At 64.0% G+C, this 24,011-nt stretch carries 20 protein-coding genes and 1 pseudogene; 6 read left to right on the top strand and 15 right to left on the bottom strand.

The features are described 5' to 3' along the window. Window positions 1–42: 42 nt before the first annotated feature. Window positions 43–1,323, top strand: a complete 1,281-nt coding sequence (gene yjeH, locus AB5Y59_RS12370; protein WP_368212055.1) for an L-methionine/branched-chain amino acid transporter — start codon at window positions 43–45, stop codon at window positions 1,321–1,323. 43 nt (window positions 1,324–1,366) lie between these two features. Here yjeH and AB5Y59_RS12365 read toward each other — a convergent pair whose 3' ends face one another. The 4 genes from AB5Y59_RS12365 to AB5Y59_RS12350 form a co-directional block, all read right to left on the bottom strand. Next, window positions 1,367–1,903 carry a GNAT family N-acetyltransferase gene (locus tag AB5Y59_RS12365; protein WP_216944526.1) on the bottom strand — a complete coding sequence of 179 codons (537 nt, stop codon included), beginning with the start codon at window positions 1,901–1,903 and terminating at the stop codon, window positions 1,367–1,369. A 72-nt stretch (window positions 1,904–1,975) separates the two neighbouring features. Further along, window positions 1,976–3,703, bottom strand: a complete 1,728-nt coding sequence (locus tag AB5Y59_RS12360) for an ABC-F family ATP-binding cassette domain-containing protein (protein WP_368212053.1) — start codon at window positions 3,701–3,703, stop codon at window positions 1,976–1,978. A gap of 351 nt (window positions 3,704–4,054) precedes the next feature. Further along, window positions 4,055–4,492, bottom strand: coding sequence for a PliI family lysozyme inhibitor of I-type lysozyme (locus tag AB5Y59_RS12355; protein ID WP_010673427.1), 438 nt, complete (start codon window positions 4,490–4,492; stop codon window positions 4,055–4,057). Between the two features lie 112 nt (window positions 4,493–4,604). After that, window positions 4,605–6,635 carry a M13 family metallopeptidase gene (locus AB5Y59_RS12350; protein WP_368212052.1) on the bottom strand — a complete coding sequence of 677 codons (2,031 nt, stop codon included), beginning with the start codon at window positions 6,633–6,635 and terminating at the stop codon, window positions 4,605–4,607. Window positions 6,636–6,764: 129 nt separating this feature from the next. On the opposite strand from AB5Y59_RS12350, the gene tilS reads away from it, so the two are divergent. Next, window positions 6,765–8,099, top strand: coding sequence for a tRNA lysidine(34) synthetase TilS (gene tilS, locus AB5Y59_RS12345; protein ID WP_368212050.1), 1,335 nt, complete (start codon window positions 6,765–6,767; stop codon window positions 8,097–8,099). Between the two features lie 43 nt (window positions 8,100–8,142). Here the strand turns inward: tilS and AB5Y59_RS12340 are convergent, their stop codons facing one another. Beyond that, window positions 8,143–9,069, bottom strand: coding sequence for a GGDEF domain-containing protein (locus AB5Y59_RS12340; RefSeq protein WP_160839279.1), 927 nt, complete (start codon window positions 9,067–9,069; stop codon window positions 8,143–8,145). A gap of 193 nt (window positions 9,070–9,262) precedes the next feature. On the opposite strand from AB5Y59_RS12340, the gene AB5Y59_RS12335 reads away from it, so the two are divergent. Further along, on the top strand, window positions 9,263–11,215 hold the full coding sequence (locus AB5Y59_RS12335) for a cation:proton antiporter (protein WP_368212048.1): 1,953 nt from the start codon (window positions 9,263–9,265) through the stop codon (window positions 11,213–11,215). Window positions 11,216–11,242: 27 nt separating this feature from the next. Here the strand turns inward: AB5Y59_RS12335 and AB5Y59_RS12330 are convergent, their stop codons facing one another. The 5 genes and pseudogenes from AB5Y59_RS12330 to AB5Y59_RS12310 form a co-directional block, all read right to left on the bottom strand. Further along, entirely contained in the window at window positions 11,243–12,403 is a 1,161-nt protein-coding gene (locus AB5Y59_RS12330) for a patatin-like phospholipase family protein (RefSeq protein WP_214005280.1), read from the bottom strand. A 117-nt stretch (window positions 12,404–12,520) separates the two neighbouring features. Beyond that, window positions 12,521–13,378, bottom strand: coding sequence for an alpha/beta hydrolase (locus tag AB5Y59_RS12325; protein ID WP_201888667.1), 858 nt, complete (start codon window positions 13,376–13,378; stop codon window positions 12,521–12,523). A 72-nt stretch (window positions 13,379–13,450) separates the two neighbouring features. Then, on the bottom strand, window positions 13,451–14,032 hold the full coding sequence (locus AB5Y59_RS12320) for a TetR/AcrR family transcriptional regulator (RefSeq protein ID WP_201888666.1): 582 nt from the start codon (window positions 14,030–14,032) through the stop codon (window positions 13,451–13,453). A 159-nt stretch (window positions 14,033–14,191) separates the two neighbouring features. Continuing rightward, window positions 14,192–14,272, bottom strand: a pseudogene (locus AB5Y59_RS12315) (DNA-binding response regulator); the annotation flags it as partial. A 30-nt stretch (window positions 14,273–14,302) separates the two neighbouring features. Beyond that, the gene (locus AB5Y59_RS12310) at window positions 14,303–14,947 is read right to left on the bottom strand and encodes a response regulator transcription factor (protein WP_010673435.1); all 645 of its coding nucleotides are present in this window, start codon (window positions 14,945–14,947) and stop codon (window positions 14,303–14,305) included. Between the two features lie 158 nt (window positions 14,948–15,105). Here AB5Y59_RS12310 and AB5Y59_RS12305 point away from each other — a divergent pair, with 158 nt between their 5' ends. Continuing rightward, entirely contained in the window at window positions 15,106–15,732 is a 627-nt protein-coding gene (locus tag AB5Y59_RS12305; RefSeq protein ID WP_139700598.1) for a glutathione S-transferase, read from the top strand. A gap of 63 nt (window positions 15,733–15,795) precedes the next feature. On the opposite strand, the gene AB5Y59_RS12300 is transcribed toward AB5Y59_RS12305, so the two are convergent. The 5 genes from AB5Y59_RS12300 to AB5Y59_RS12280 form a co-directional block, all read right to left on the bottom strand. Beyond that, entirely contained in the window at window positions 15,796–17,919 is a 2,124-nt protein-coding gene (locus AB5Y59_RS12300; protein WP_319894218.1) for an alpha-amylase, read from the bottom strand. A 207-nt stretch (window positions 17,920–18,126) separates the two neighbouring features. Beyond that, window positions 18,127–19,293, bottom strand: a complete 1,167-nt coding sequence (locus AB5Y59_RS12295; RefSeq protein WP_029313951.1) for a membrane protein — start codon at window positions 19,291–19,293, stop codon at window positions 18,127–18,129. Further along, window positions 19,293–19,664, bottom strand: coding sequence for a GtrA family protein (locus AB5Y59_RS12290; RefSeq protein WP_010673439.1), 372 nt, complete (start codon window positions 19,662–19,664; stop codon window positions 19,293–19,295). The genes AB5Y59_RS12295 and AB5Y59_RS12290 overlap by 1 nt, the downstream gene beginning before the upstream one ends. After that, a complete protein-coding gene (locus AB5Y59_RS12285) occupies window positions 19,661–20,719 on the bottom strand; it encodes a glycosyltransferase family 2 protein (protein ID WP_113069832.1) in 1,059 nt (352 codons plus the stop codon). Before AB5Y59_RS12285 ends, AB5Y59_RS12290 begins: the two co-directional genes overlap by 4 nt. A 57-nt stretch (window positions 20,720–20,776) precedes the next feature. Continuing rightward, window positions 20,777–21,322: a hypothetical protein gene (locus AB5Y59_RS12280; RefSeq protein WP_010673441.1), complete on the bottom strand. Its 546-nt coding sequence runs from the start codon at window positions 21,320–21,322 to the stop codon at window positions 20,777–20,779. Between the two features lie 309 nt (window positions 21,323–21,631). On the opposite strand from AB5Y59_RS12280, the gene AB5Y59_RS12275 reads away from it, so the two are divergent. After that, a complete protein-coding gene (locus tag AB5Y59_RS12275; protein ID WP_113069834.1) occupies window positions 21,632–22,399 on the top strand; it encodes an ABC transporter substrate-binding protein in 768 nt (255 codons plus the stop codon). A 91-nt stretch (window positions 22,400–22,490) separates the two neighbouring features. Continuing rightward, window positions 22,491–23,972, top strand: coding sequence for a murein L,D-transpeptidase (locus tag AB5Y59_RS12270; protein WP_045523555.1), 1,482 nt, complete (start codon window positions 22,491–22,493; stop codon window positions 23,970–23,972). Window positions 23,973–24,011 lie beyond the last annotated feature (39 nt).

The raw sequence follows: 24,011 nt of genomic DNA, 5'->3' as shown, positions 1-24,011 counted from the left end.
GCCTAACATGGCGGGATGTTTTTCTAGACGGGACAACAGGATATGTCTGGGTTGAAAAAGGCTCTCGGGCTCTGGCAGGGGATGGGGCTGCTCGCCACCTCCCTGCTCGGTACCGGGATCTTCGTGGTACCGGCCACCGCTGCCTCGCTGGCGGGAGGGGCGTCGCTGTGGGCCTGGCTGCTGCTGATTGCTCTGGTGCTGCCCATCGCCTTTACCTTCGCCCGCCTCGGGCGGCGTTATCCCCACGCGGGGGGCGCCCCCCATCTGATTGGCCTCGCCTTTGGCAACGGCGCTGAGCGCTTCTCCGCTTTCCTGTTTCTGGCGGTGCTGCCGGTGGGCCTGCCTGCCGCCCTCACCATCGCCGCCGGTTTTTGGCACGCCCTGTTCGACATGGGGGAGTGGACCCTCTGGGGCATCCAGCTGCTCACCCTGCTCGGGGTCTTTCTGCTGGGGCTGCGGGGAGCGCGCTCCTCCGGCAACCTGCAACTGCTGATCGCTCTGGCCATTCTGGGGCTCACCCTGCTCATCTGGGTCAAGGGGGATCTCAGCTGGCGCGATGCCGCCCAGCCTCTGCCAACGGCGAGCGAGTGGCCCGCCATGGGCTCGGCGCTGGCGGTGATGTTCTGGTGTTTCGTGGGGCTCGAGGCCTTCGCCCACATGGGGGAGGAGTTCAAGCGGCCAGAGCGGGACTACCCCCTTGCCCTGTTGGGGGGCGTGCTGCTGGCGGGGCTCATCTACTGGGTTCACTCGCTGGTGGTGCTCAAATATGACCTCTACGGGGACGAGGCGACCAATGCCACCGCCATTCCGGCCCTGCTCTCCCTGCTGTTCGGCCCCACCGCCAAGTGGCTGGTGGCGGTGCTGGGCTATCTCTCCTGCTTCGCCAGCATCAACATCTACCTGCAAGGTTTTGCGCGCCTTATCTGGAGCATGGCGCGGGAGGGCAAACTGCCGGTCTCCCTCTCTCGCCTCTCGGCCCGGGGCGCTCCCCTGCATGCCCTTGCCTGGGTGCTCGCCATCTGTTTCGTCTCCATCACCCTGATCCTCTGGCTGCGTCTGCCCCTTGATGCGCTGATCCGCTACGCCAATGGCAACTTCGTGCTGGTCTATCTGCTCTGCATGGCGGCCGGCTGGCGCTTGCTGTCGGGGACCAGCAAGGGGCTGGCGGGCCTCAGCGTGCTGCTCTGTGCCCTGGTGCTGCTGGCCCTCGCCACCCAGGTGCTCTATGCCGTCGTGCTGAGCCTGGGGTATGGCGGCTTCTCCCTGTGGCGGCGCAGACGCCGCCGCTCGGCGTCCGATGAGGGTGTCTGCGCCATCAAGTAACTCCCGAAAAAAAGCCCCGCAGCGCGGGGCTTGTTGTTGCGGGTCACAGGCTGGCGGGCAGGTCGCTGCGCAAGATGGCGTAGTGGCGCAGGGAGATGAAGCCATCCCCCTTGCGCTCGCACTCCCGCGCCGTGCCCTCGTAGTGAAAACCGGCCCGCTCCAGCAGGCGGGCGGAGGGGCGGTTGGGCTCCTCCACCACCGCCATAAGCCGGTGCAGGTCGGTGGTGCGGTAAGTGAGCGGGAGCCAGAGTTGCAGCGCCGCGCTCATTACCCCCTTGCCCCAGTGTTCGGGATAGAGCCAGTAGCCCAGCTCAGCACACCGGTGAGTCGGGTCGGCATCGTTGTAGCCGATGGCCCCCAGCGGTTCGCCCGTGTGCCGGTCGCGAATGAGGTGCCAGGCGCCACGGCCGGTGCGGGTCAGCTCGGCATACCAATCCATCTGTGCCCGGCATGCCGCCAGGCTGTCGTAGCTGACGCCGTAGTAGGCGACGACCCGGGGATCGGAGAGGCCGCGATAGATGTGAGGCAGGTCGGTGTCGGTGACGGGATCCAGCCTGATGTGGGGTGGTGCTGATGTCATGATGACTCCTTGCGGCCAGCCGTGGCTGGCCGCGTGTGTTGCGTAACAAGAGATGGATGAGCCGGGCTGGCGTCAGGCAAAGCCGAGGCGCTCGGCAAGGCGCGCCAGCTCGTCACGCCACTGCTGCTGCAGGCGCGGGGTCTGGTGCCTGGGCTTGCGGGCCAGATCGGCGGCGAGCAGGGCATCGAGCTCATACCAGCGCGCCAGCAGCGCCTCTTCGTCATCCCCCGTGGCGGCCGCGGTCTGCGGGTCACCTGATCGAGCCGGGCTGCCCGCCTGCGGCAAGGGGGCATCGCCCAGCAGCTCGGCATAGGCCCGCTCGGCACTGTGAGCCTCCTGGATGCGCCCGTCCTGTATCAGCCAGAAGCGGTTGCAACTGCGCTCGATCAGCTCCCGGTCGTGGGAGACCAGCAGCACGCCCCCCGGGAAGGCGGCAATCGCCTCGGCCAGCTCCTCCTTGCCCGCCAGATCCAGGTGGTTGGTGGGTTCGTCGAGCCAGAGCATGTGGTGGCTGCCGAGGGACAGGGCGAGGAACAGCAACCGTGCCCGCTCGCCCCCGCTCAGGGTGTGCACCTGCTGGCCGTGGCGGGCATAGGGGAAGCCCGCCCGGATCAGCGCCTGTCGCCGCGTCACCTCAGGCAGAGGGGCCAGGGGGTACAGCGCGTCGCTCAGGGTGGCGTCGTCAGCGAGCTGCTGCAGGGACTGATCGTAATAGGCGATGCTGGCGCCGGGGTGGCAGTACCAGCCCGCCTGCGGACTCAGGTCAGTCAGTTCGCGCCAGCACTGGCGCAGCAGGGAGGACTTGCCGGTGCCGTTGGCACCGAGCAGGGCAACCCTGTCCCCCGCTCGCAGCCAGAGCCCCTCGGCACGCAGCAGCGGCGGCAGTGCCGGTGCCGGCGATACGTCGAGGGCTTCCAGTCGCAGCAGGGTGTCGGCAGGCAGGCTCACTCCGCGCAGCTCGAGCCGCCAGGGGGCCAGCGCCGCCACCTGGCTCTGCTCCTCCTGCAGGCGGGCGATGCGCTTTTCCATGGACTTGGCCTGGCGCACCAGCTTCTCGTTGTCATATTCGCGCCCCCAGATGGCGAGGCGCTTGCTGCTGGCGCTCAGGCGGTCTATCTCCTTTTGCTCATCTGCCCGGCGCAGGCGGGCCTGCTCATCCTCGGCAGCCAGTGCCGCCCTGGCCGGGCTGCAGGGCAGGGCGAAGCGGTGCAACTGGCCGTCTCGCAGGATCAGGGTCTGATCCGTGACGCTGTCCAGCAGGCGAGCGTCGTGGGAGACCAGCACGAAGGCGCCGCGCCAGCCCAGCAGAAACTGCTCGAGCCAGAGCAAGGCGGGCAAGTCCAGGTGGTTGCTGGGCTCATCGAGCAGCAGCAGGTTGGGTTGGCGCAGCAGGGCGCGGCCTATCTGCAGCCGGCTGTGCTGGCCACCGCTCAGTGCACTGACCGGCAATGTGGCCTGGGCCTCCAGCTGCAGTTCGGCCAGCAGCTTGTCCACCTGCCATTCGGCGGCGGGGTCGTTGCCCAGGGCATCCAGCAGCACGGCGCGGGTGCTGAGGGTGGAAAGCCCAGCGGGCAGTTGCTGGGCCACGAACTCGCAGCGGCAGGCGGCGGCCTGCACGATCCGGCCGGCCTGGGGCGTGCGCTCGCCCGCCAGCAGCGCGAGCAATGTGCTCTTGCCGCAGCCGTTGGCGCCAATCAGGCCGAGTCGGTCGCCTGCGCGAATGCCGAGTTCGAGGTGATCAAATAAGGGAAGGTGCCCCGCACTCATCTGCAGGGAATGGGTACTCATCAGGGTTGTCATGCTCTTGCTCTCTTAAATCGCGGGATGGGAAATCCCTGTCATCAGGAGCGCTGGCGACAACGGCAGAGTCGAGAAAGGTCTCGGTATGGAAGGGAGTCGGCTTTGCTCGAACCCGCTATCGCAGCGCGATGGTATGCAGGCAAGAGCACTTGAATGTGCCGAACAGGCGAGCCGAGAACATCGGACACGCTTGGATAACCATTTTTTACCTCCTTGTGTTTCGTTATGGCAGGGTGCGGCGATTATAGGCACAGAAAAAAACAGTCGTCCATCCGCCCTGTGGGGGGCCGTGGGCACCGCATCGGGAGGCGCGGGGTAAAAAACGCCCCGTGATACGGGGCGTGGGGGTTGTCAGTCGCGGGGGGTCTTGAGGGCCTCAATCACATCGTCACTGGGGGCCAGTCCCTCCACGTGGTTGAAGCTCTCCAGCCCCTCCTGGGGATTGATGGTGAGGGCGTCGGCGCTCAGGTAGCTGCCGCTGCCGGCGCTCTCCACCACGACGATGACTTCAGGCTGCTTGTCGCCGTTGAGATCCAGCAGCTTGATCTCCTTGATACTGCCATCGCGCGGCAGCACCTTGCCGTCGATGAACTGATCCAGCGGAAACTGGGGGTTGGCACCGGAGTAGAGGCGCACGTCGTAGCTGCCGGTGGAGGCGGGCTCGCCGCGCCCTTCGCTGACGGTCACCACCTGGCCGGAGGGGAGTGTCAGCTGTTTGAAGAAGCCGTCCGCCGCCTGGCTGGCGAGGGGCAGGGTGAGCAGGCCGAGAGTAAGGAATAAGGCTTTCATGGAGAGGACCCTTGTTGCTGCTTGTGTGTCTGTGACGAGCCGGGGACGCTTCCCTGCCACGTCGGAAGCGGGCAGGGGGCCGCTGGTCGGCCGCCCCCTGCCCGGGTTGTCATCACCATATCTTGACCCGTTTGGCCGGGTCCAGATAGAGCTTGTCGCCGGGCTGGATCTTGAATGCCTCGTAGAAGGCGGGGATGTTCGGTACCACGCCGTTGACCCGGTATTCCGGCGGCGAGTGGGGATCCGAGGCGAGCAGCATCTGCATCAGCTCGGGGCGATACATGCCCTTCCACACCTGGGCCCAGCCGAGGAAGAAGCGCTGCTCGCCGGTAAAACCGTCCAGCACCGGGGCCTCCTTGCCATCCAGGGAGAGCAGGTAGGCCTTGTGGGCGATGGTGAGGCCGCCGAGATCGCCGATGTTCTCCCCCAGGGTAAACTGGCCGTTGACGTACTGGCCCTTGATGGGCTCGAAGCGGTTGTACTGGGCCACCAGCCGGCTGGTGCGGAAGCGAAACTCCTTGAGATCCGCCGGCGTCCACCAGTCGCGCATCACGCCGTCACCGTCGGATTTGGCCCCCTGATCATCAAAACCGTGGCCCATCTCGTGGCCGATCACCCCGCCGATGGCGCCGTAGTTGACCGCATCGTCCGCCGTCATGTCGAAGAAGGGGGGCTGCAAAATGGCGGCCGGGAAGACGATCTCGTTGTTGCTCGGGTTGTAGTAGGCGTTCACAGTCTGGGGCGACATGTGCCACTCGTCCCGATCGACCGGCTTGCCGAGGCGCGCCAGGTTGTCGGCGTATTCGAAGGCGCGGGCCCGCTGCAGGTTGCCCACCAGATCGTCGGGGCGAATGGTGATGGCGCTGTAGTCCTTCCACTTGTCCGGGTAGCCGATCTTGGGTCTGAACTTGGCGAGCTTCTCGAGGGCCTGGGTCTTGGTGGCCGGGGACATCCAGTCCAGCTCCTGGATGCTCTGGCCGTAGGCGGTGCGCAGGTTCTCCACCAGCTGCTCCATACGGGCCTTGGCCGCTGGCGGGAAGTAGCGCTCGACATAGAGCTTGCCCACCGCCTCCCCCAGGTTGTTGTCCAGTACCCCGAGGGCCCGCTCCCAGGGGGCGCGCTGCTTGGGCGTGCCGCTAAGAGCGGTGCCGAAGAAGGCAAAATTCTGGGCATCGGTCTGGCTGTCGAGGTAGGGGGCGTAATCGGTGATGAGCTGCCACTTGAGGTAGGCCTGCCAGTCAGCGACCGGGGTCTGCTGCATCACCTCGTTCAGGGCCGAGAGATAGGTGGGCTGGCCGATGACCAGGCTCTGCTGCCCCGCAAGGCCGGCCTGGGCCAGGTAGGCGTCCCAGTCGATGGCGGGGGCGAGGCGCCCCAGCTCGCTCACCGGTCCCTTGTTGTAGTTCTTCTCTCTGTCCCGCAGGGCCACGTTGTCCCACTGGATCTGGGCGAGCCTGGTCTCGAGGGCCAGGATGCGTTTCGCCTTGGCCTGGGCATCCGTCTCACCGAAGCGGGTCAGCATGGCGGCGATGTGTTGCTCGTACTTGTGCAGCAGCGCCTGGCTGTTGGGGTCGCGCTTGAGGTAGTAGTCCCGATCCGGCAGGCCGAGGCCGGCCTGGTAGAAGTAGACGGCATAGCTGTCAGGGGCCTTGGCGTCGGCGTCTATCCAGAAACCGAAGGGGGAGCCGCCACCGGTGCGGGCGCTCTGGGCGAAGGCCCGGGCGAGATCCTGCGGCGTGCTGATCTGCTCTATCTCGCTCAGCATCGGCAGCAGGGGCGTGGTGCCTTTGGCGTTGCGGGCGGCCTGATCCAGATAGCTATGGTAGAGGTCGTGGATCTGCTGGGCCTGGGTGCCGGCGGCGGCTTTGCCATCCAGCCCCTCCACCAGCACCCGCACGTCCGCCAGGGATTTGTCCCGCAGCAGGTAGAAGGCGCCGTCGGCGGGCCTGTCATCGGGGATCTTGGCCGTGGCGAGCCAGTGGCCGTTCACGTAGCGGAAGAAGTCGTCACCAGGCTTGACGCTGGTGTCCATGTTGGCCAGCGCAAGGCCGGAGTGTTTGTCCGGTTGGTTCGGTGCCTGACTGCAACCGGCCAGCAGGGCCAGCCCGACGAGGGTGGCCAGGATGTGTTTCTTGTTGTTCATTATGGTTTTATTCCAATTCGGGTTATATGGCTTCCTTGCCCACGCAGGGAGCGATTCACTCTAGCAGCCGGGTTAGCGCTTGATAAGCCCGACTCTGCTAAGATCGGCCTGGTCGTATTGGGGAAGCCTATGATTTCTCGTATTTATTCTCGTTTTTGTCAGACCCTGCCCGCGCCGGAAGGTTCCCGCGGTCTGCTGGTGGCTTTCAGCGGCGGGCTCGACTCCACCGTCTTGCTGGTGCTGGCGGCCCGTTTTGCACGCGCCCACGGCCTCGCCCTGAACGCCCTGCACGTTCATCACGGCCTGAGCCCACATGCCGATGACTGGGTGGCTCACTGCGAAGGGGTGTGCCGGCAACTGGCGGTGCCCCTCATCGTGGAGCGGGTGCAGCTCTGTCGGGGCAACGGGGAGAGCCTGGAGGCCCAGGCGCGGGCGGCGCGTTATGAGCGACTCGCCGCCCACCTGGGGGAGGGGGAGTGGCTGCTCACCGCTCACCATCAGGACGATCAGCTGGAGACCCTGCTGCTGGCGCTCAAGCGGGGTGCCGGTCTGCGCGGACTGGCGGGCATGGTGGCGAGCCAGCCTTTTGCCGCAGGCTATCTGTTGCGCCCCTTGCTCGACATGAGCCGGGCCGAGCTGGCGGAAGCCGCGCAGTCACTTCCTTATGGCTGGGTTGAGGATGAGAGCAACGAGGACCCGAGCTATGACCGCAACTTCCTGCGCCAGCAGATCATCCCCCTGCTCAAGGACCGCTGGCCCGCCATGGCCCGGACGACGGCGCGCACCATGGCCCTGTGCGCCGAGCAGGAGGCGCTTATCAGCGAGCTGGCCGAGGCGGACTGGCAGGCGGTGGGTGAGGGAGAAGGGCTGCGCATTGACGGACTCCTCTCCCTCTCCCCCGTGCGGCGCAACAACCTGCTGCGCCACTGGATCCGCCGCCAGGGGGGAGAGATGCCCTCCCGCGAGCTGCTGGGCCTGCTGTGGCAGGAGGTGGCGCTGGCGCGCGATGACGCCAACCCCAGGCTGAGCCTGCAAGGGTTGGCGTGCCGCCGCTATCAGGGGCGCCTGTACCTGATAGCGCCAGATCTCGCCCCCCGCGAGGAGGTGCTGCCCATCCGGATGGAAGAGACGCTCACCCTGCCGGACGGGCTCGGGCAGTTCAGGCTCTGGAGAACGGATGGCGAAGGGTTGCGGACACCGAGGGGGGACGAGCCGCTCTCGGTGCGTTTTCAGGTCGCCCCCGGCGTCATGCTGAAACCGGTGGGGCGGGTGGGCAGCCGGCGGCTCAAGAAGCTGCTGCAAGAGTACGGGGTGCCCTCCTGGCAGCGGGGGCGCATTCCCATCCTCTACTACGGTGAACAGGTGGCACTGGTGGCCGGGCTCTTTGTCTGCGACGGATTTCTGGCGCCAGAAGAGGGGGTGGCGTGGGAGTGGCGGCCCCCCGTCCCCCAGGATACGAATTGACATCGCAGAGTGACAGGGGGCCGGGAGGCGAAAGGGTGATGCCCTATTCGGGCAGGCCGGAGCTCCCGGCTTTCTTGCGGGCGTAGAGATGGGTATCGGCCGTCTCGTAGAGGCGCTGCACATCCATGCCCGACTGCCAGCTGGCGGCTCCCAGGCTGCACCCCACCGAGAAGGCGCTGAGCTCCTTGTGGCTGTGGAGCACATGTTGCAACCGCAGCCAGACCGGGCGCCAGGCCTCGGGGTCCGCGGGTTGCAGCAGCAGGGCAAACTCGTCCCCGCCGAGGCGAAACGCCTGATCCGTCCCGCGAATGCACCCCTGCAGCAACTGGGCGAAGCGGCTTAGCACCAGGTCGCCCACCGGGTGGCCCCAGGTGTCATTGACCTGCTTGAATCTGTCGAGATCCAGCAGCACCAGCACCAGGCCGTGGGGTTCCCGGCTGTGTTGCTCCACCGCCCGGCCGATGGCCTCGTCGAAGTAGGCGCGATTGCCAAGCCCGGTCAGGTGGTCGAGCCGCACCTGCTGTTCCAGCCGATCCAGCCGCAGATAGAGGGGCAGGGGGAGACTGAACAGCTGATGATATTGCTCAAGCAACCGCCTCTGGCCGTCGCTCAGAGGGTGCTCCAGCTCGTAGTGCAACTGGCCGAGCAACTGCTCGTGTCGTCCCCGCAGCTCGAAGCGATAGGCATGCAGGGTCAGCCTGGCCTGGGGCGGGTGCGAGATGAGGGGATGGGGCTGGCCACAGTCGAACTGGAGCGAGTGGATCCGGACAATGTTTGCCACCCGCTCGGCAAAGATTGCCAGCAGGGCGTCAAGATCCCGTTGCCCCAGCAACTGCTCTATCTGCTGATAGCGGTCCTGCCCGGTCAAGGGCGCAAGCCGCTCCATCTGCTGTACCCACTGCTCTATGCCATGTCCGAAGCCGTTCAATGACGATGTGTTTTCCACGTTACAGCCCTTACACCTCTCCATTCATTGCACAGGCTCCTGCAAGCCCTGTGCCTAAAATATGTCCGATGAAAAACAAGGGGGCTGGCTAGGCTTAACGGGATGAAACGGGAGGGGAAATCCCTGCCGCTGAGCGAGTGGCGTGCCATATGGGGAGCGGGCGCTGTGCTTGCTGCGTCAGGGAAGAGGGCGCCGGGCAAATGAAGGAGAGGGATGGGTGTACGCCGATGTGTTGATCCTGCTGATCTTCGCCGTTGTGCTGGTGGCCATTTTCCGGCGCCTCGGCCAGCCGGTGATCCTTGCCTATCTGTTTGCCGGCATGCTGCTCGGCCCCCATGGCGTGGCCATCGTCACGGGTCAGGCCATGATGCAGACCATAGGGGAGCTTGGCATCGTGTTCCTGATGTTCTCCCTCGGGCTCGAGTTCTCCCTGCCGCGTCTGCTCGCCATGCGCAAGCTGGTGTTGGGGGTCGGCAGCCTGCAGGTGCTGTTCACCTCACTGCTGTTTTTCGGGCTCGGCTGGTGGTGGGGGCTGAGCCTGGCCCAGGCGCTGGTGGTATCAGGCACCCTGGCGCTCTCCTCCACCGCCGTGGTGATCAAGCAGCTCGGCGAGCTCAAGCAGCTCCATACCCGGCGAGCCCAGCTCGGGGTGAGCGTGCTGCTGTTCCAGGATCTCGCCGTGGTGCCCCTGCTGGTGATGATCCCCATCCTGGCCCAGCCTGAGGTGCAGGGCAGCGCCCTGCTGGCGGAGGTCGCCTGGGCCTCCCTCAAGGGGTTGTTTGCGCTCTCCGTGCTGCTGGCGGTGGGGAAGTGGCTGCTGCCCATGCTGTTTTTCGAGGTGGCGCGCGCACGTTCAGATGAACTCTTCGTACTGAGTGCCCTGCTGGTTGCATTGCTGGCGGCCTCCCTGACCCAGTGGATGGGGCTCTCCATGGCGCTCGGTGCCTTTCTGGCGGGCATGATGCTGGGGGAGTCCCACTATCGTCATCAGCTCGAGGTGGACATCAAGCCGTTTCGCGACGTGTTGATGGGGCTCTTCTTCATTACCATCGGCATGACCATGGACTGGGCGCTGGTGGCGGGCGCCTGGTGGCAGGTGTTGGCCTGTGTGACGGGGCTCATCCTGTGCAAGTCGCTGCTCATATTGCTGGCGGGCCGCCTGATGGGGGAGCGCAAGCGCGACGCCATGGCCGCTGGCATCATGTTGAGCCAGGTCGGGGAGTTCGGTTTTGTGCTGCTGGCGCTGGCGAGTCATCACGGCTTGCTGGATCACCAGCTGGTCTCTCTGCTCATCGGCATCGGTGTCATCTCCATCGCCCTCACCCCCTGGCTGGTGTTGCGGGCGCTGGGACTTGCCCACTCCCTCACCGACAGTGCCCTGCTCTCTCGCGCCGAGGTGGCCCAGTCGGGCCTGAGCAAACACCAGCACGTCATCATCGCCGGGTTCGGACGCACCGGCCAAACCTGTGCCCGCTTTCTCAAGCTCGAAGAGATCCCCTTCCTGGCCCTGGATCTCGATCCCGAGCGTGTGAGCGAGGCCAAGCTGGCGGGGGAGCAGGTGGCGTTCGGCGATGCCAGCCGGCGCGACATCCTGCTGGCGGCCGGTCTGTTGCGGGCGCGGCTGGTGATCATCACCTTCGACGATCAAAAGCGGGTCGATGCCATGCTGACGCTGATCCGGGAGCTGGCGGGGGAGATCAAGGTGCTGGTGCGTACCCGGGATGACAGTTTCCTTGAACACTACAAGCAGGCCGGCGCCTTCGAGGTGATCCCCGAATCCCAGGAGGGAGCCCTGATGCTGGTCTCCCACCTGCTGCTCAACTGCGACATTCCCATCGGCCGGGTGATCCGGCGCATGGAGCACGAGCGCAGCAGCCAGTATCGCTTTCTGCACGGTTTCTACTGGGGCGGCAAGAGTGCGGGCAATCTGGAGACGGATCAACAGCTCGAGCGGCTGCATCCCGTACTGCTGCACGACCAGGCCTGGGCGGTGGGACACAGGGTACGGGATCTCGCCCTGGGAGAGGTGCGCATCAAGGCGATTCATCGCGGGGAGCGCAGCCTGGATCCCAGGCGCGAGCTGGTGCTGGCGGCGGGCGATACCCTGGTGCTCTTCGGCACGGCCGTGGCCATGGAACAGGCCGAGCAGCGCCTGCTGGAGGGACGCTAGGATCTCCTTGCCATGGGATAAGGCCCCTCAGGCCTCTTCGCGAAACTGCTCCTGCCTGCCGCTGCCCGGCAGGTCGAGGAAGGCCTCGATGCGCTGGCGGTGCTCCAGCGCGTCCTGGTATCCCAGCTTGATGAGCCGCTGGCAATAGCCGGGGTCAAACATCAGGAAGCTGGCCAGGCTGCTGCTCTCTTCGCCGTTGACCCCGAGCACTCGCAGCAGACGGCGCAGCTGGGTCGGCAACCGTGGGAGGTATTCGAGGGCGATGAGGTCGAGATCCTGGCTGGGGCGGATCACGCAGGTCTCCACCTGGCGCAGTTTCAGTCGACTGCGCTCCCGTGCCGGAATAAGGGAAAGGGTCTGGTTGATGCGCCCGAGCCGCTCCAGATCCGAATTGAGGGTGTCGGAGAAAACGGTGTTGAGCAGATGGCTCGCGATGTTGGAGCTGGTCAGGTGCCCCTGGCGGGGAGTCGGGTTCTCCCTGTGAGGGGAGTCCAGGGTCACCAGCAGGATCCTCTCCGCCCCCAGGTGGATGGCGGGGCTGAGCGGGCTCAGCTGGTGGATGGAGCCATCCCCGTAGACGCGATCGCCGATGGGGGTGGCGGGAAAGACAAAGGGCAGCGCCGACGAGGCCAGCAGATGATCCGAAGTGAGCAGGGTACGCAGGCCACGTCGTCTGGCGCGCTCCCAGGGCTGATGCTCGGCCCGCCCCTGGAAGAAGGTGGTGGAGAGACCGTCATCGTAGTCGGAGGCCGTGATGGCGATGGCCTCCAGGCTGCCGTAGAGGATGTTGTCATCGATGCGGTGATAGTCGATGAGCTGATCCAGCAGACGGCGCAGGGGGGCGTTGTCAAACAGGTGAAAGGCTCGGTTGCTCTGGGGGGTGATGAGGCCGGCCGAGCCCTGATAGAGGGTGCGCCACAGCAGTTGGCAAGGGTGGAAGTCGAAGATGTGGTGGGTCTCGAATCGTCGCCAGACCCACTCCAGCTTGCGCACCCCCAGATGGAAACAGGAGGCGTAGCACGCCAGCGCCGTGATGTTGAGAGCCCCCGCCGAGGTGCCGCACAAAATGGGGAAGGGGATGCCGATGTTGCGGGGGTAGAGTTCGGCCACCGCCTTGAGTACGCCGACCTGATAGGCGGCGCGGGCACCACCACCAGTCAGCAGAAGAGCAGTATTGGGTCTGGCCATGAGGGTGCGCCTTATCGTGATCGCCAGGGCGGGTTGCCACCGCGCAATTCAACTATAAGACGTTGTATACCGGATAAAAATGGGCCGCACGCTCAATTTTTGCGGCCCGTTTCATTTTCAGTTTGCCAAGGGCGTCTGGCTCAGTTGATCGAAGGCGGCGAAGGCTGGAGGGCTTGCCAGAATACGGCCATGGCCGAGCCCCCGGGTGCTCACCAGCCGGGTGCGGCCATCCTGGGCCGCGCGCAGGGAGTCCCGGTGGGGGGCGAAGCGGTCTTCCTCATCGTGAACGATGAGGGCGGCGCCGCTGCGCCGGGCGAGCCGGCCAAGGGGGTCAACCGTGCTGAGCGGGTGCTGGTATTCGTGTTCTATCTCCTTGACCACCGCATCGAACAGCCGGATGGAGTAGCCGGAGCGCGCCACCATGCCGTAGAGCTGGGGCACGTAGTCGAGCACCGGGGAGATGAGCAGCAGTGGCAGCGCATCGATTGCTGGGTGACGGCTGCTGAGGGTGACGGCGCCCCCCATGCTGTGGGTGATGACGCCCTGGACGGGGCCGACCCGCTCGAGGATCTCGTCGAAAGCGCGCACGAAGCGGGGCAGGTGACCCCTGTTCCCTTCGCTCCGGCCGTGGGCGGGGTGATCGTAGGCGAGCGCCGTATAGCCCTGGGCGGCGATGTGGCTCATCAACGGATAGAACTGGCTGGCACTGCCTGACCAGCCGTGCATCAACAGCCAGACCGGCCCCTGCCCGAGCCGGTAGCTCATCAGGGTCCCTTCACTGGTGTGGATGGCCTGCTCGACCAGGCCAGCCGGGGCTGCGACGCCCCGGGTCGCCCGCTGCGGGGTGAGCAGCAGCTTGCTGGCGGTGCGCTTGGCGTGGGTGGGCGCGAGCACGTGATGCAGGCGGGTGCCGAGGCCCAGCAGCAACTTGCTCGGGCTGAAGCGGCGTGTGTTGAAGTAGATCTTGCTGCTCATGGTCATCCTGTGTCTTTTGTGTGCGAACGATCGTGCTTTTTTGCGAGTTTTTAAAAAGAAGAGCCCGTCGGGTCAGCGCCAGCTGGTCAGCAATTGTTCCACCTCGGGCCAGAAGTGGCGGGCCGGATCCTCGCTGAGCGCCAGGGCATGGAACACCTGATCCCCGAGATAGAGGCCATAGAGGCGATAGACGGCGCGCCAGGGGTCGAGATCGCTGCGCCACTCCCCGCTGGCCTGCCCCTGCACTACCTGGCGTGCCAGGTAGTCGAGCCAGAAACGGACCAGCTCGCGTGCCGCCTGCTGGACCTCACCCTCCTGGGCGGAGGTCCAGGCATCGAGGAACATGCAGCGGCCGGCAAAACTCTGGTTCCAGGCCAGCCAGGCCTGCAACAGGGCGAGCAGTTTCTCCTGCTGGGTGGCGTACCCCTGTTGGCGCACCGGCTGGATCACCCGCTCCCGAAATACCTCGGCGGAATGGGTGAGCACGGCAATTTGGAGGTTGTCGCGGGACTGGAAGTGGGCGAACAGACCGCTTTTTGACATCTCGCAGGCCGTTGCGAGGGAGCCTATGGTGAGGCTCTCAAGCCCCTGCTGGCTCGCCTGCTCGAATGCAGTCTGCAAAATGGTGTCGCGGGTCAGACGTCCCTTGCTCATCCGGCTCTCCTCTCTCTGGGTTGGCAGCATAAAGTACGACCGTGCTAATTGTCGAGCCGCAAATGGTGCAGGGAGGCCGTTTCCGGCTGCCGCGGGGGGCCAGAGAGTCTTCTGGGAGGCGGGTGTGGCTGGCTTGTTACGAGCCAGCCGGGGACGAGCTCAGTCGTCCTTGATGCCCATTTGCTGCAGGGCGATGACCGCCTGGGTGCGGTTCTTGACCCCGAGTTTGCGGAAGGCGGAGTGATATGGGCTCTGATGATGGCAAGGGGCTCAACTGTCCTTGATATCCATCTGCTGGAGGGCGATGACTGCCTGGGTGCGGTTCTTGACCCCTAGTTTGCGGAAAATCGCGGTGATATGGGCCTTGATGGTCGCCTCGGAGACGTTGAGCTCCCAGGCGATCTGTTTGTTGAGGCTGCCATCCCGCAACATGATGAGCACCTTGTATTGCTGGGGGGTGAGGCTGGCCAGCTTGGTGGCGAAATCGGGCCCTTCGCTGGGCTCGGGATGGAGGGAGATGCCTTCCGGCACCCAGTTGTCCCCCCCGATCACCGTATTGAGGGCGCTGACCAGCTCTTTCATGGGGACGGACTTGGGAATGAAGCCGAGCGCGCCCAGGCGCAGCACCTGCTGGATGATGGCGGGATCCTCGGAGGCCGAGACCACGACGATGGGGAGATCCGGGTGATGTCCGCGCAGATAGGCCAGCCCCTCGAAGCCGTTGGCCCCCGGCATCTTGAGATCCAGCAGCAGCAGGTCGACGTCGGGATGTTCATCGAGCAGGTGGCTCAGGCTGTCGATGGAGTCAGCCTCCAGCAATCTGGCGTCGTCGATGGCCATGTGCACCGCTTGATAGAGGGCGCCCCGAAACAGGGGGTGGTCATCTGCGATGACGATGGTAAATTGGCTGTCCATAGCTCACATTGTTGCTAACTGATTGTTTTGAAAAATCAAACTAGCACTGCTACCCAAGTGGGTCAAACCCGCCAGTACGCAAATGTGAGGTGGTCATCGGATGTCGTGCCACGGGGCCGGCGGGATGGCCAGTAAACAACCCATGCAGGAGGCAATCGATGGGATCCCTGGTTTTGACGGTGGGCACGGGCTCCACCTGGGCAATGAGAACGGCGCTGGTGCTGGCCATGAGCGGGCTCAAGTGGCAGGAGCAGGTCTTCGATCTGGAAGATGCCAAGGAGCTGCAACGGCTCAAGCGCACGGCCCCCGCCGGCCTGGTGCCCTGGCTCGACGACGGTGAGCTGCGTATTCACGACTCTCTGGCCATCGCCGAATATCTCCACGAGTGCTGCCCGGAGCGTCACCTTTATCCGGTGGACAAGGCCGAACGGGCCCTGGCCCGCAGCCTGTGCGCCGAGCTGCACGCCGGTTTTCGCCAGATCCGCACCCTGCTGCCTTTCTTCCTGGGGGCGCCCACCCAGAGTGAACCGCCGGTGGAGGTCATCGACGAGCTGGCCCGGTTGCAGACCCTCTGGTCCCAGGCGCGGGGGCGCTTCTATTTCGACGAGGCGAGCATTCTGGATGCCTTCTATGCGGTGATGGCCTATCGGCTGGCAAGCTATGGCATTTCGCTGCCCGGTCAGGCTGGCGCCTATCAGCAGGCCTTGCTGGCCTGGCCCCTGTGGCAGGAAACCCTGCTCAGGGCGAGGTTGCAGTGGCCAAAGGCGGCCCGCCAGTCTGATTGATGCGGGCGTCGGCAAGACAAAAAAGGGGAGCCATCGGCTCCCCTTTTTATTCAGGCCAGGTCGCTATTTCTGCCGACCTGCGAAGACCACGACCACTTTGTCTTCTCCTTTCTCCCGCACGAAGCCGTAGGGGGCATCGGAAATCTTCTTGTGGCTGCCCGCCGCGATGGCAGGGTGGGCGGCACGGAACTGGCCGAGCCGTTGCCAGTGCTTGACCAGCTCCGCCTTCTCGCCACTCGCCAGCTCCTGCCAGTTCATGTCCGAGCGCACGCTCTGATCGAACACGCCGCCATCCTTGGCCAGTCCCCGGCCGGACTCGTCGCCATAGTAGATCTGGATGCCCCCCGGCAGCAGCATGAAGCTGTTGGCCACCCGCCGTTGCAGCGCCACGTCCTGGTAGTCGCCGAAGAAGAGCTTGGTGTCGTGGGAGCTGATGTAGCTCAGCACGTTGAACTCGGGATCCTGGTTGATGCGGCTGGCGTAGCTCGCATAGGTGGGCTCTGCCCCCGCCATGCACTGGGCCTGGGGCAGGGCGAATTCACGCTGGTAGTCGAAGTTGATCAGGGAATCGAAGCCGTGCTGGTACCAGAAGTCCTTGGCGACCCCGTGATCCCACACCTCGCCCACCATGTAGAAGGGAAGGTCATCGAGGGCCTTGCCCGGGTTGGCGGCCTTCCACTCCTTGAGCGCGTCGGTGCCCGCCTGCTTGAGCCTGGCCCAGACCGCGGGCTCCAGGTGCTTGACGGTGTCGGCACGGAAGCCGTCGATGCCGAATCGGCGCACCCAGTCGGTGTGCCAGGCAATGAGGTAATCGCTCACGGTGGCGTTGGGCAGGGCCTTGGCCCTGGTGTCTTTTTTGGCAGCGAGCAGCGGTGGCAGCCCCACCGATCTGGTGGATTCGGTCAGGAAGTCCGGCAGTCCCGCCACCGAGCCGGTGACGTCGTCGGTGCCGGGTTGCGGGTAGCCGGGCAGGCCGGCCCGCACCCAGTCAGGGCCCCACCACTTGTCCCAGTGGGATGACTGGTAGTCGATGAACTGGTTGTAGCCATGCCAGTTGAGGCCGCCGCTCGGGCGCCATTCGTTCCAGCGACTCGGCAGCTTGCCGGTGTTCTGGGTGAGATCGGTGAGCCCCAGATCCTGCAAGTCGGCGAGGGTGGCGTAGCCTGCGTGGTTCATCACCACGTCGAGGATGATCCGCATGCCGCGCTTGTGGGCCTCGTCCACCAGGGTTTTCAGGCTTTCTTCGTCGCCGTAGTTGGGGTCGATTTTGGTGAAGTCGAGCGCCCAGTAGCCGTGGTAGGCGTAGAAGGGGAAGTTCCCCTGTTCGCCACCGCCGATGAAGCCGTGGACCTGTTCCACCATGGGGGTGATCCAGATGGCGTTGATGCCGAGTTGCTTGATGTAGTCGAGCTTCTCGGTCAGCCCCTTGAAGTCACCGCCATGCCAGGTGGCCACTTCGTCCTGACCATCCTTCTGACGACCGAAGCTGTGATCATTGGCGGGATCGCCGTTGTGGAAGCGGTCGGTCAGCAGAAAATAGACGCTCGCCTGATCCCAGCTGAAGGGAGCAGGCTTGGCGGCCTTGACCGGCTCGAGCAGCAGCAGGCCGCCGCTCTCCTTGCTCGGTGTCAGGGTGATCTTGCCGCCCTTGACCACGGCTTCCTGTCCCGAGTAGGCATCCCGCAACCGGGTGCCGTCGGGCCAGACGCCCTTGAGTGATGTCGTGACCGGGCCGCCATCCCAGCTGATGCAGGGCTCTTCCGGAGGCTGGCGTTTGAACTCGCTCTTTTTGGTTGCCCGCAACACCTTGAGGCTGGGGGTATCGGGGTTGAAGGTGAACTCGTAGTCCCCCGCCAGCATCACCCTCAGATTGAAGTCTGTCCCCTTGCTGCACTTGTCCATGGGCTGGGCGGTGCCGAAGGGAAGGGGCCTGGCCTCGGTTGGCCCGAAGCTGGTGCCGCAGCTGTTGCCCGCATCGCTGATGCGGATCTGGTGGCTCCCCTTGTCCAGTCTGTGGGTCAGAGTGACGGTGCCCTTGTCCAGCGTCAGCGCCTCGGCCACCGGTTTGCCATCCACATGGAGATAGACCTCGGGGGCGGCCATCGCCTGACTGATGAACAGCGGTGTGGCGAGCACGGCCAGCCACAGGGGTGATGGGCGAAGAGCGGGGCGCGAAGAGAGACGCATAAGCCATTCCTTGAGCAGAGTGTGAGGAGCAGGATCCGTTGAGGCACTCATTCTAGGGCGCGCTGGGGCAGGCTTGGACCGGTAAAATACCGATTTGTGACGTCAGTTCAAATGGTTACGTTTTCAAGAATGGAAAAGTGTGAACCGGGTGTCGCGGCCATGAAAAAAGCCGGTCAGTTGACCGGCTTGTAGGCATTCGGGGTGGCGTCACACGGTGAAGAACTTGAAGTTGACGAAGGCCACCGCGATGAAGGAGGCAACCATGCCGCTGATGCAGAGCACCGCAGGGCGGATGGCAGGCCAGCGATGGGCCAGCAGCACGATGGCCAGCAGGGTCGGATAGAGGCCGAACATGTAGCGGGGCATGGCGTTGAGTCCGGTCATCAGGGGGATGGTGCAGCAGATGAACATCAGGGTCGCTTCGGCCCAGCGTTTCTGGCTGAACAGGTAGCCATTCAGGCACCAGCCGAAGATCACCATGATGGAGAGATAGGCCTTGCGCCCCCCCAGCTCGAAGCCGCTCAGCCACCAGTCCAGGGGGCTGTCCATATAGCGGCCCCAGGCCACCTGGATGTGCTTGAAGGCAAGGGCATCCCCGGTGAGGTGATAGAGATAGACCATGTAGGAGAAGAGGCCGAGGGGAATGAGCCAGAGGGTGAACACCACCTTGAAGGCCCGCTCGGTGAAGCGGAAGAACTCGCGCCAGCCGTAGGCCTGCAGGGCCAGGATCAGCACCGGGAACACCATCATCACCCCCAGGTTGCGGGTGGCGGAGATGAAAATGCCGAGGAAGGCGACCATGAGCCACTGTTCGCGGTAGGCGAACAGGAACATTCCCAGCATCAAGGCCATGAACATGGGCTCGGTATAGCCAGAGACGAAATAGGCGGAGAAGGGGGAGAAGGCCAGCAGCCAGACCCCGAAGCGGGCGGTGTCGTCCCCCAGCTTGAGCTGGCGCAGCACCAGCAGCATCAGGGGCAGGCTGATGAAGAAGGCGATGTTGGCCACCAGCATCAGGCCGATGAGGCTCTCCATGTCAAACAGGCTGGAGAGACCGCCGGCCAGCATGGGATAGAGGGGCATGAAGGCCCAGTTCGCCGCATTGCCCTTGCTCAACCAGCGTGGATAGAGGTCGTAACCATTCTCGATGATGCGCTGGAACCAGACGCAGTCGAACTGGCAGTAGGCTTGCAGCGGCCCGATGTCGGTGGCGCCATAGAGCTGGACGCCGAAATAGCCCATGCCATAGAGCGCCACCCGGCTCAGTACGAAGGCGGCGACGATCATCAGCCAGTCGCGGCCGCTGATGCGCAGTGACGGGCGATAGGGGAGTGCAGCCCCGGTTGACGGGGCGGTATTGGTCATATCATTCATCAGGCAAAAACCCAGATACGGGAGAGAACGTAGGTGAGCACGGTGACGGTCAGGGTAGCGATCACCACCGGCAACAGGCCGGAGAGACCGGCAAACAGCAAACCGCTCAGGATGAGATTACGCACCGCCAGAGAGAAGAGGGCAACCAGCAGGAACTTGCTGGCGGCACCTTGTTTCTGGAAGGTGATGTAGCGATGGCCGAAGAACGAGAACCAGAACGCCACGGCAAAGGCCAGGGTCGTGACCAGGTGCTCGGAGATGGCCGGCCAGGTATGAAACAGGGCGATGGAGGTGCCCAGATCGACGAGGGTGGCCCCCCCGCCGACAAAACCGAAGCGAACCAGCCGCCAGAATTCCTCGCGGGAGATCATTGAGACGCCTGCTCCTGCTGATCATCAGCGGCCTTCGCGGCGGCCTTCTTGCCAGCGCTCTTCTTGCTGGCGGTGGGCACTTCCTGCTTCTGCTCTTCATCCTGCTTGGCGTACTGGCCGTAGACCCCTTCGATGAGGTAGACGGGGCGCTGTTTCACCTCGACGAACATGCGGCCGATGTACTCGCCGATGATGCCCAGCGACAGCAGCTGGATGCCGCCGAGGAACAGCATGACCGACATCAGGGAGGCGTAACCGGGCACGTCGATGCCGAAGAAGAGCACCTGGGTGATGATCTTGAGGATATAGAGGAAGGCGATGAAGGAGACACCGACCCCGATGTAGCTCCACACCCGCAGCGGCCAGCTGGAGAAGCTCATCAGGCCGTCAAGGGCGAAGTTCCACAGCTTCCAGTAGTTGAACTTGGTTTCGCCGGCGTGGCGGGCCGGGCGCTCGTAGGGAACGCCGACGGCGCGAAAACCGGCCCAGGCGAACAGCCCCTTCATGAAGCGGTTGCGCTCCGGCAACTGCTTGATGGCCTCGACCACCTTGCGATCGATGAGGCGGAAGTCACCGGCGTTCTCCGGCAGCTTGGTGCTGGTGGAGAGGGCGTTGAAGAAGCGGTAGAAGCCACCTGCGGTGAGGCGTTTCATCGGGGTATCGGCGCTGCGATCCACCCGGATGCCGTAGACGGTGTCATAGTCGCCGGTCTGCCACAGCTTGACGAACTCCAGAATGAGAGAGGGGGGATCCTGCAGGTCCACGTCCATGGGGACGATGGCGTCGCCCTTGGCCTGGTGCAGGCCGGCGGTCATGGCCGCTTCCTTGCCGAAGTTGCGGGCCAGGTTGACCAGGGTCACACGGGGATCCCGGGTGATGGCCTGCTCGACCACCTCACGGGTGCGGTCACGGCTGCCATCGTTGACGAACACGATTTCAAGCTGGTCTTTGAGTGGGGCCAGTTCGGTATCTATCGCGCTGATGAAGGCGTCTATGCTCTCTTCCTCGTTGTAAACGGGAACGACCAGAGAGAGTCGAAAATCGGCACGGGACATGGGAACTTCCTTATTGAAAGAATTATTTTAAGGAACAGATACTTGGGGCATTCCGCTTCACTGAGCCACGGTCAGTCGCACGGACTGGACGTTGAGCGGTGTCGGGGCGGAGAGCGCCAGGAAGTTGGGACGCTTGGGATCGGCGGTCAGGGAGTCGCCCGGCAGGCTGAGGCGGATCTCGTTGATGCCCGCCTTGGCCAGCTTGACCGTGGTGGTGAAATCATGACCCAGCGCCACCTTGAGCAGGGCGCCAGCCTGGGGGCTGTTGATCCTGGCCTGGATGGTGAGCTGCTCCGGCTGGGCCTGCTGCTTGGGCAGCACGAAATAGAGACCGCCCTGACCGCTCAGCTCGGTGCCTTGCTCGCTGGGCTTCTTGGCCCAGCCTTCGCTTGAGAGGAAGCGGCTCGGCTTGGTCAGGTTGAGTTCGTTGCCGGGCTGGTAGGTCATGCTGGAGTTGTGCTCCCAGAAACGGGTCTTGCCTTCCAGGTAATAGAGCTTGTAAGCCAGGCTCACGTTGGGGTGAGCGGCCAGATAGAGGGTATAAAGGTAGAAACCGCTCAGTGCCAGGATGGCAGCCAGAAAACCGAACTTTTTGTAGGTCATATTACTCACTCGACGCCCGACAGATTGATAGGCAGATTTCGCGCATATGCTAATCCAATTGCAAAAAAAGCATAGTGGATCACAAAAATATATTTGCTCACATATTAACCCTCAATCACCCTGCTTACCAAGGGGCTTTGGGGTCGTTTGCTTCCTCTTCTTGATTGTGGCTTTTTCGGCGCCAACCTGTCTGCCGCCACCTGGGGCGCATCAGGCAAACGGCTGATATTGTGCTTTGTTGTGGCAGGATCTGTCGCCATTTCACCCAGGCAGAATTAAGATGGCCTGTCCCGTCGTCAAGGATGACCCATGAGACTCTTCTCTCTCTCTGTGCTCTGCTGTCTGCCCCTCCAACCGTTGTGGGCGCAATCGTTCTGCTCCTCCCCCCTTCGCGTCGGTTTCGATGACTGGCCCCCATACCACTATTACCAACAAGAGGGCGCACGTCGGGAACTGCGTGGATTTGCGGTCGACTACCTCAATGCCGTGTCGATTCGGCTGGGTTGTCGTCTGGTCTATGTGGAGCGTCCCTGGAAGCGGGGGTTGCACGATCTTGAGCGGGGTCGGCTGGACATCGTGATGGAGGCGTATTTTGCCGATGAGAGGGCGCGTTATGCCTGGTTCTCCATCCCCTACAACCCGGGCCGGACATCGCTCTGGGTACGCAAATCCGGTACCGGTGAGGAGTCGGATCTGGCAAGCTGGCTGGCCCACGGGCATCGCCTCGGTGTGACCAGGGACTACTATTACGGCCCGGAAATCACCAAGGTTCTGCAGCGATACCGCAACCAGGTGAGCGAGGTCAACGATGTGCAAAACTATCGCAAGCTGCTGCTTGGGCGGATAGACGGTTTTCTCGGGGATAGTCTGGCCACGCCCTGGGGTCTGAAAAGAGAGGGGCTGTCGGATGCGGTCGTCCCCCACACCATGGCGATCCATGAGACGCCCACCTTTTTCATGTTGAGCAAGAAGACCTTGTCCGGGGAATTCGTAGCGCGGTTCAACGAGGCGATAGTGGCCGTCGGTGACAGCGGGGAGCAGGAACTCATCTGGCGTCGTTACACCTCCGTCCGCTAGCAAAGTCGTCGGCATTCACGCATCATGGGGTCCTGACCGTCGCGCCTGACAGGCCGAAATGAACCGATTTGAGGCAAGCGTGGTAAGAAGCATGGGTAAGAAGTATTGGTTGGCATTGGCGAATCTCATCTGGCTGGGCTGCTGGCCGGCCAGCATGGTTCATGCCAGCACGGAACAGGCGGTAGTGGCCAGTCCCAGCATCCAGCATGACTGGTATCAGAACGAGGTGGCCGAGCAGGCTCGTCATGAGCTTGAACAGCAGTTGCAGGAAGCGGTGTTGGCCCAGCTGCATCCGGATTTCTACCGCCTCTGGCAGCAGTTGCAAAAGACCCCGGCGGATCGGCGCGGTGCCCTCTATGATGAGGCCTTTGGCAAGCTGGCCCGGTTCCAGCAGGCCTGGCGAGGGATGGATCTGGTCGCGCGCGAACAGATGCAGACCCTCAAGCTGGATCTGAACCGCCCCCTGGCCCATGCCCCCCAGGGAGACAATCTGCTGGAGCAGGTCAGGCAACTCAGGCCACAGGTGGCGGAATACGACGCCGTGCGCGAAGAAGTGCGCAAGCTGCTGGCCATGCCCATGGCCAAGCACTGGCCCACCCTCTCCATGCCGACCCTGCGGGCCGGGGAGAGCTCGACCGAGCTCGGCCAGATCCGCTCCATCCTGAACGAACTGGGGGACAGTGCCCCGACTCACCAGGACAGCCTCTACGATCCCGAGACCGAACAGGCCATCAAGCAGTTCCAGCGCCGCCACGGCCTGACCGCCGACGGCATCATCGGCCGTCAGACCCGCAGCTGGCTCAATACCGGCCCCGAGGTGCGCGCCAGCCTGCTGGTTCGCAACCTGTGGCGCCGTGATCTGGTGGATCACCTTGCCGGTCGCTATGTGCTGGTCAACATTCCGGACTACCGCCTGAGCGTGGTGGAGTCGGGCAGCGAGGTCTTCACCAGTCGGGTCATCGTCGGCAAGGAGCAGCGGGCCACCCCCATCCTCGCCAGCGAGATCCGCTCCATCGTGCTGAACCCGGCCTGGCACGTGCCGCGCTCCATCCTGAGCAAGGACATTCTGCCCAAGCTCGGGCGCGATCCTGCCTACCTGGATCGCGAACAGTTCGAGGTGATCGACGGCGAGGGCAATCCGGTGCAGTTCAGCGAAGATGGCTGGCACCATGCGCTGGCCTCGGGTTTCCCTTACCGGTTGCGGCAAAAGCCGGGGGATCACAATGCCCTGGGTCGCTACAAGTTCTATCTGCCCAACAACGATGCCATCTATCTCCACTCCACCCCGCGCAAGGCGCTGTTCGAGCAGGGGGCCCGTGCCTTCAGCTCGGGTTGCATCCGGGTGGAACATGCCGACGATCTGGCAGAGCTGCTGCTGGCGGACTCCCGCTATCAGCCGGACAAGGTGGCCAGCATCCTGAAAGAGACCCAGACCAAGTGGCTGCCCCTGAGCAACCCTATCCCGGTGTTTACCGTCTACTGGAGCAGCTGGATTGATGAAGAGGGACGTCAGCAATTGCGCAACGATATCTACGGATTCGACAGAGTCAGCTATCAAAGCCGCTTGCTGTGATCCTTGCCACAGAGTGAAAAGCCCGGCCCGTGCCGGGCT

Origin of the sequence: Aeromonas sp. s10 (assembly GCF_040907975.1) — a bacterium.
Classification (GTDB): domain Bacteria; phylum Pseudomonadota; class Gammaproteobacteria; order Enterobacterales; family Aeromonadaceae; genus Aeromonas; species Aeromonas caviae.
This window is presented reverse-complemented; position numbering and strand designations above follow the sequence as displayed.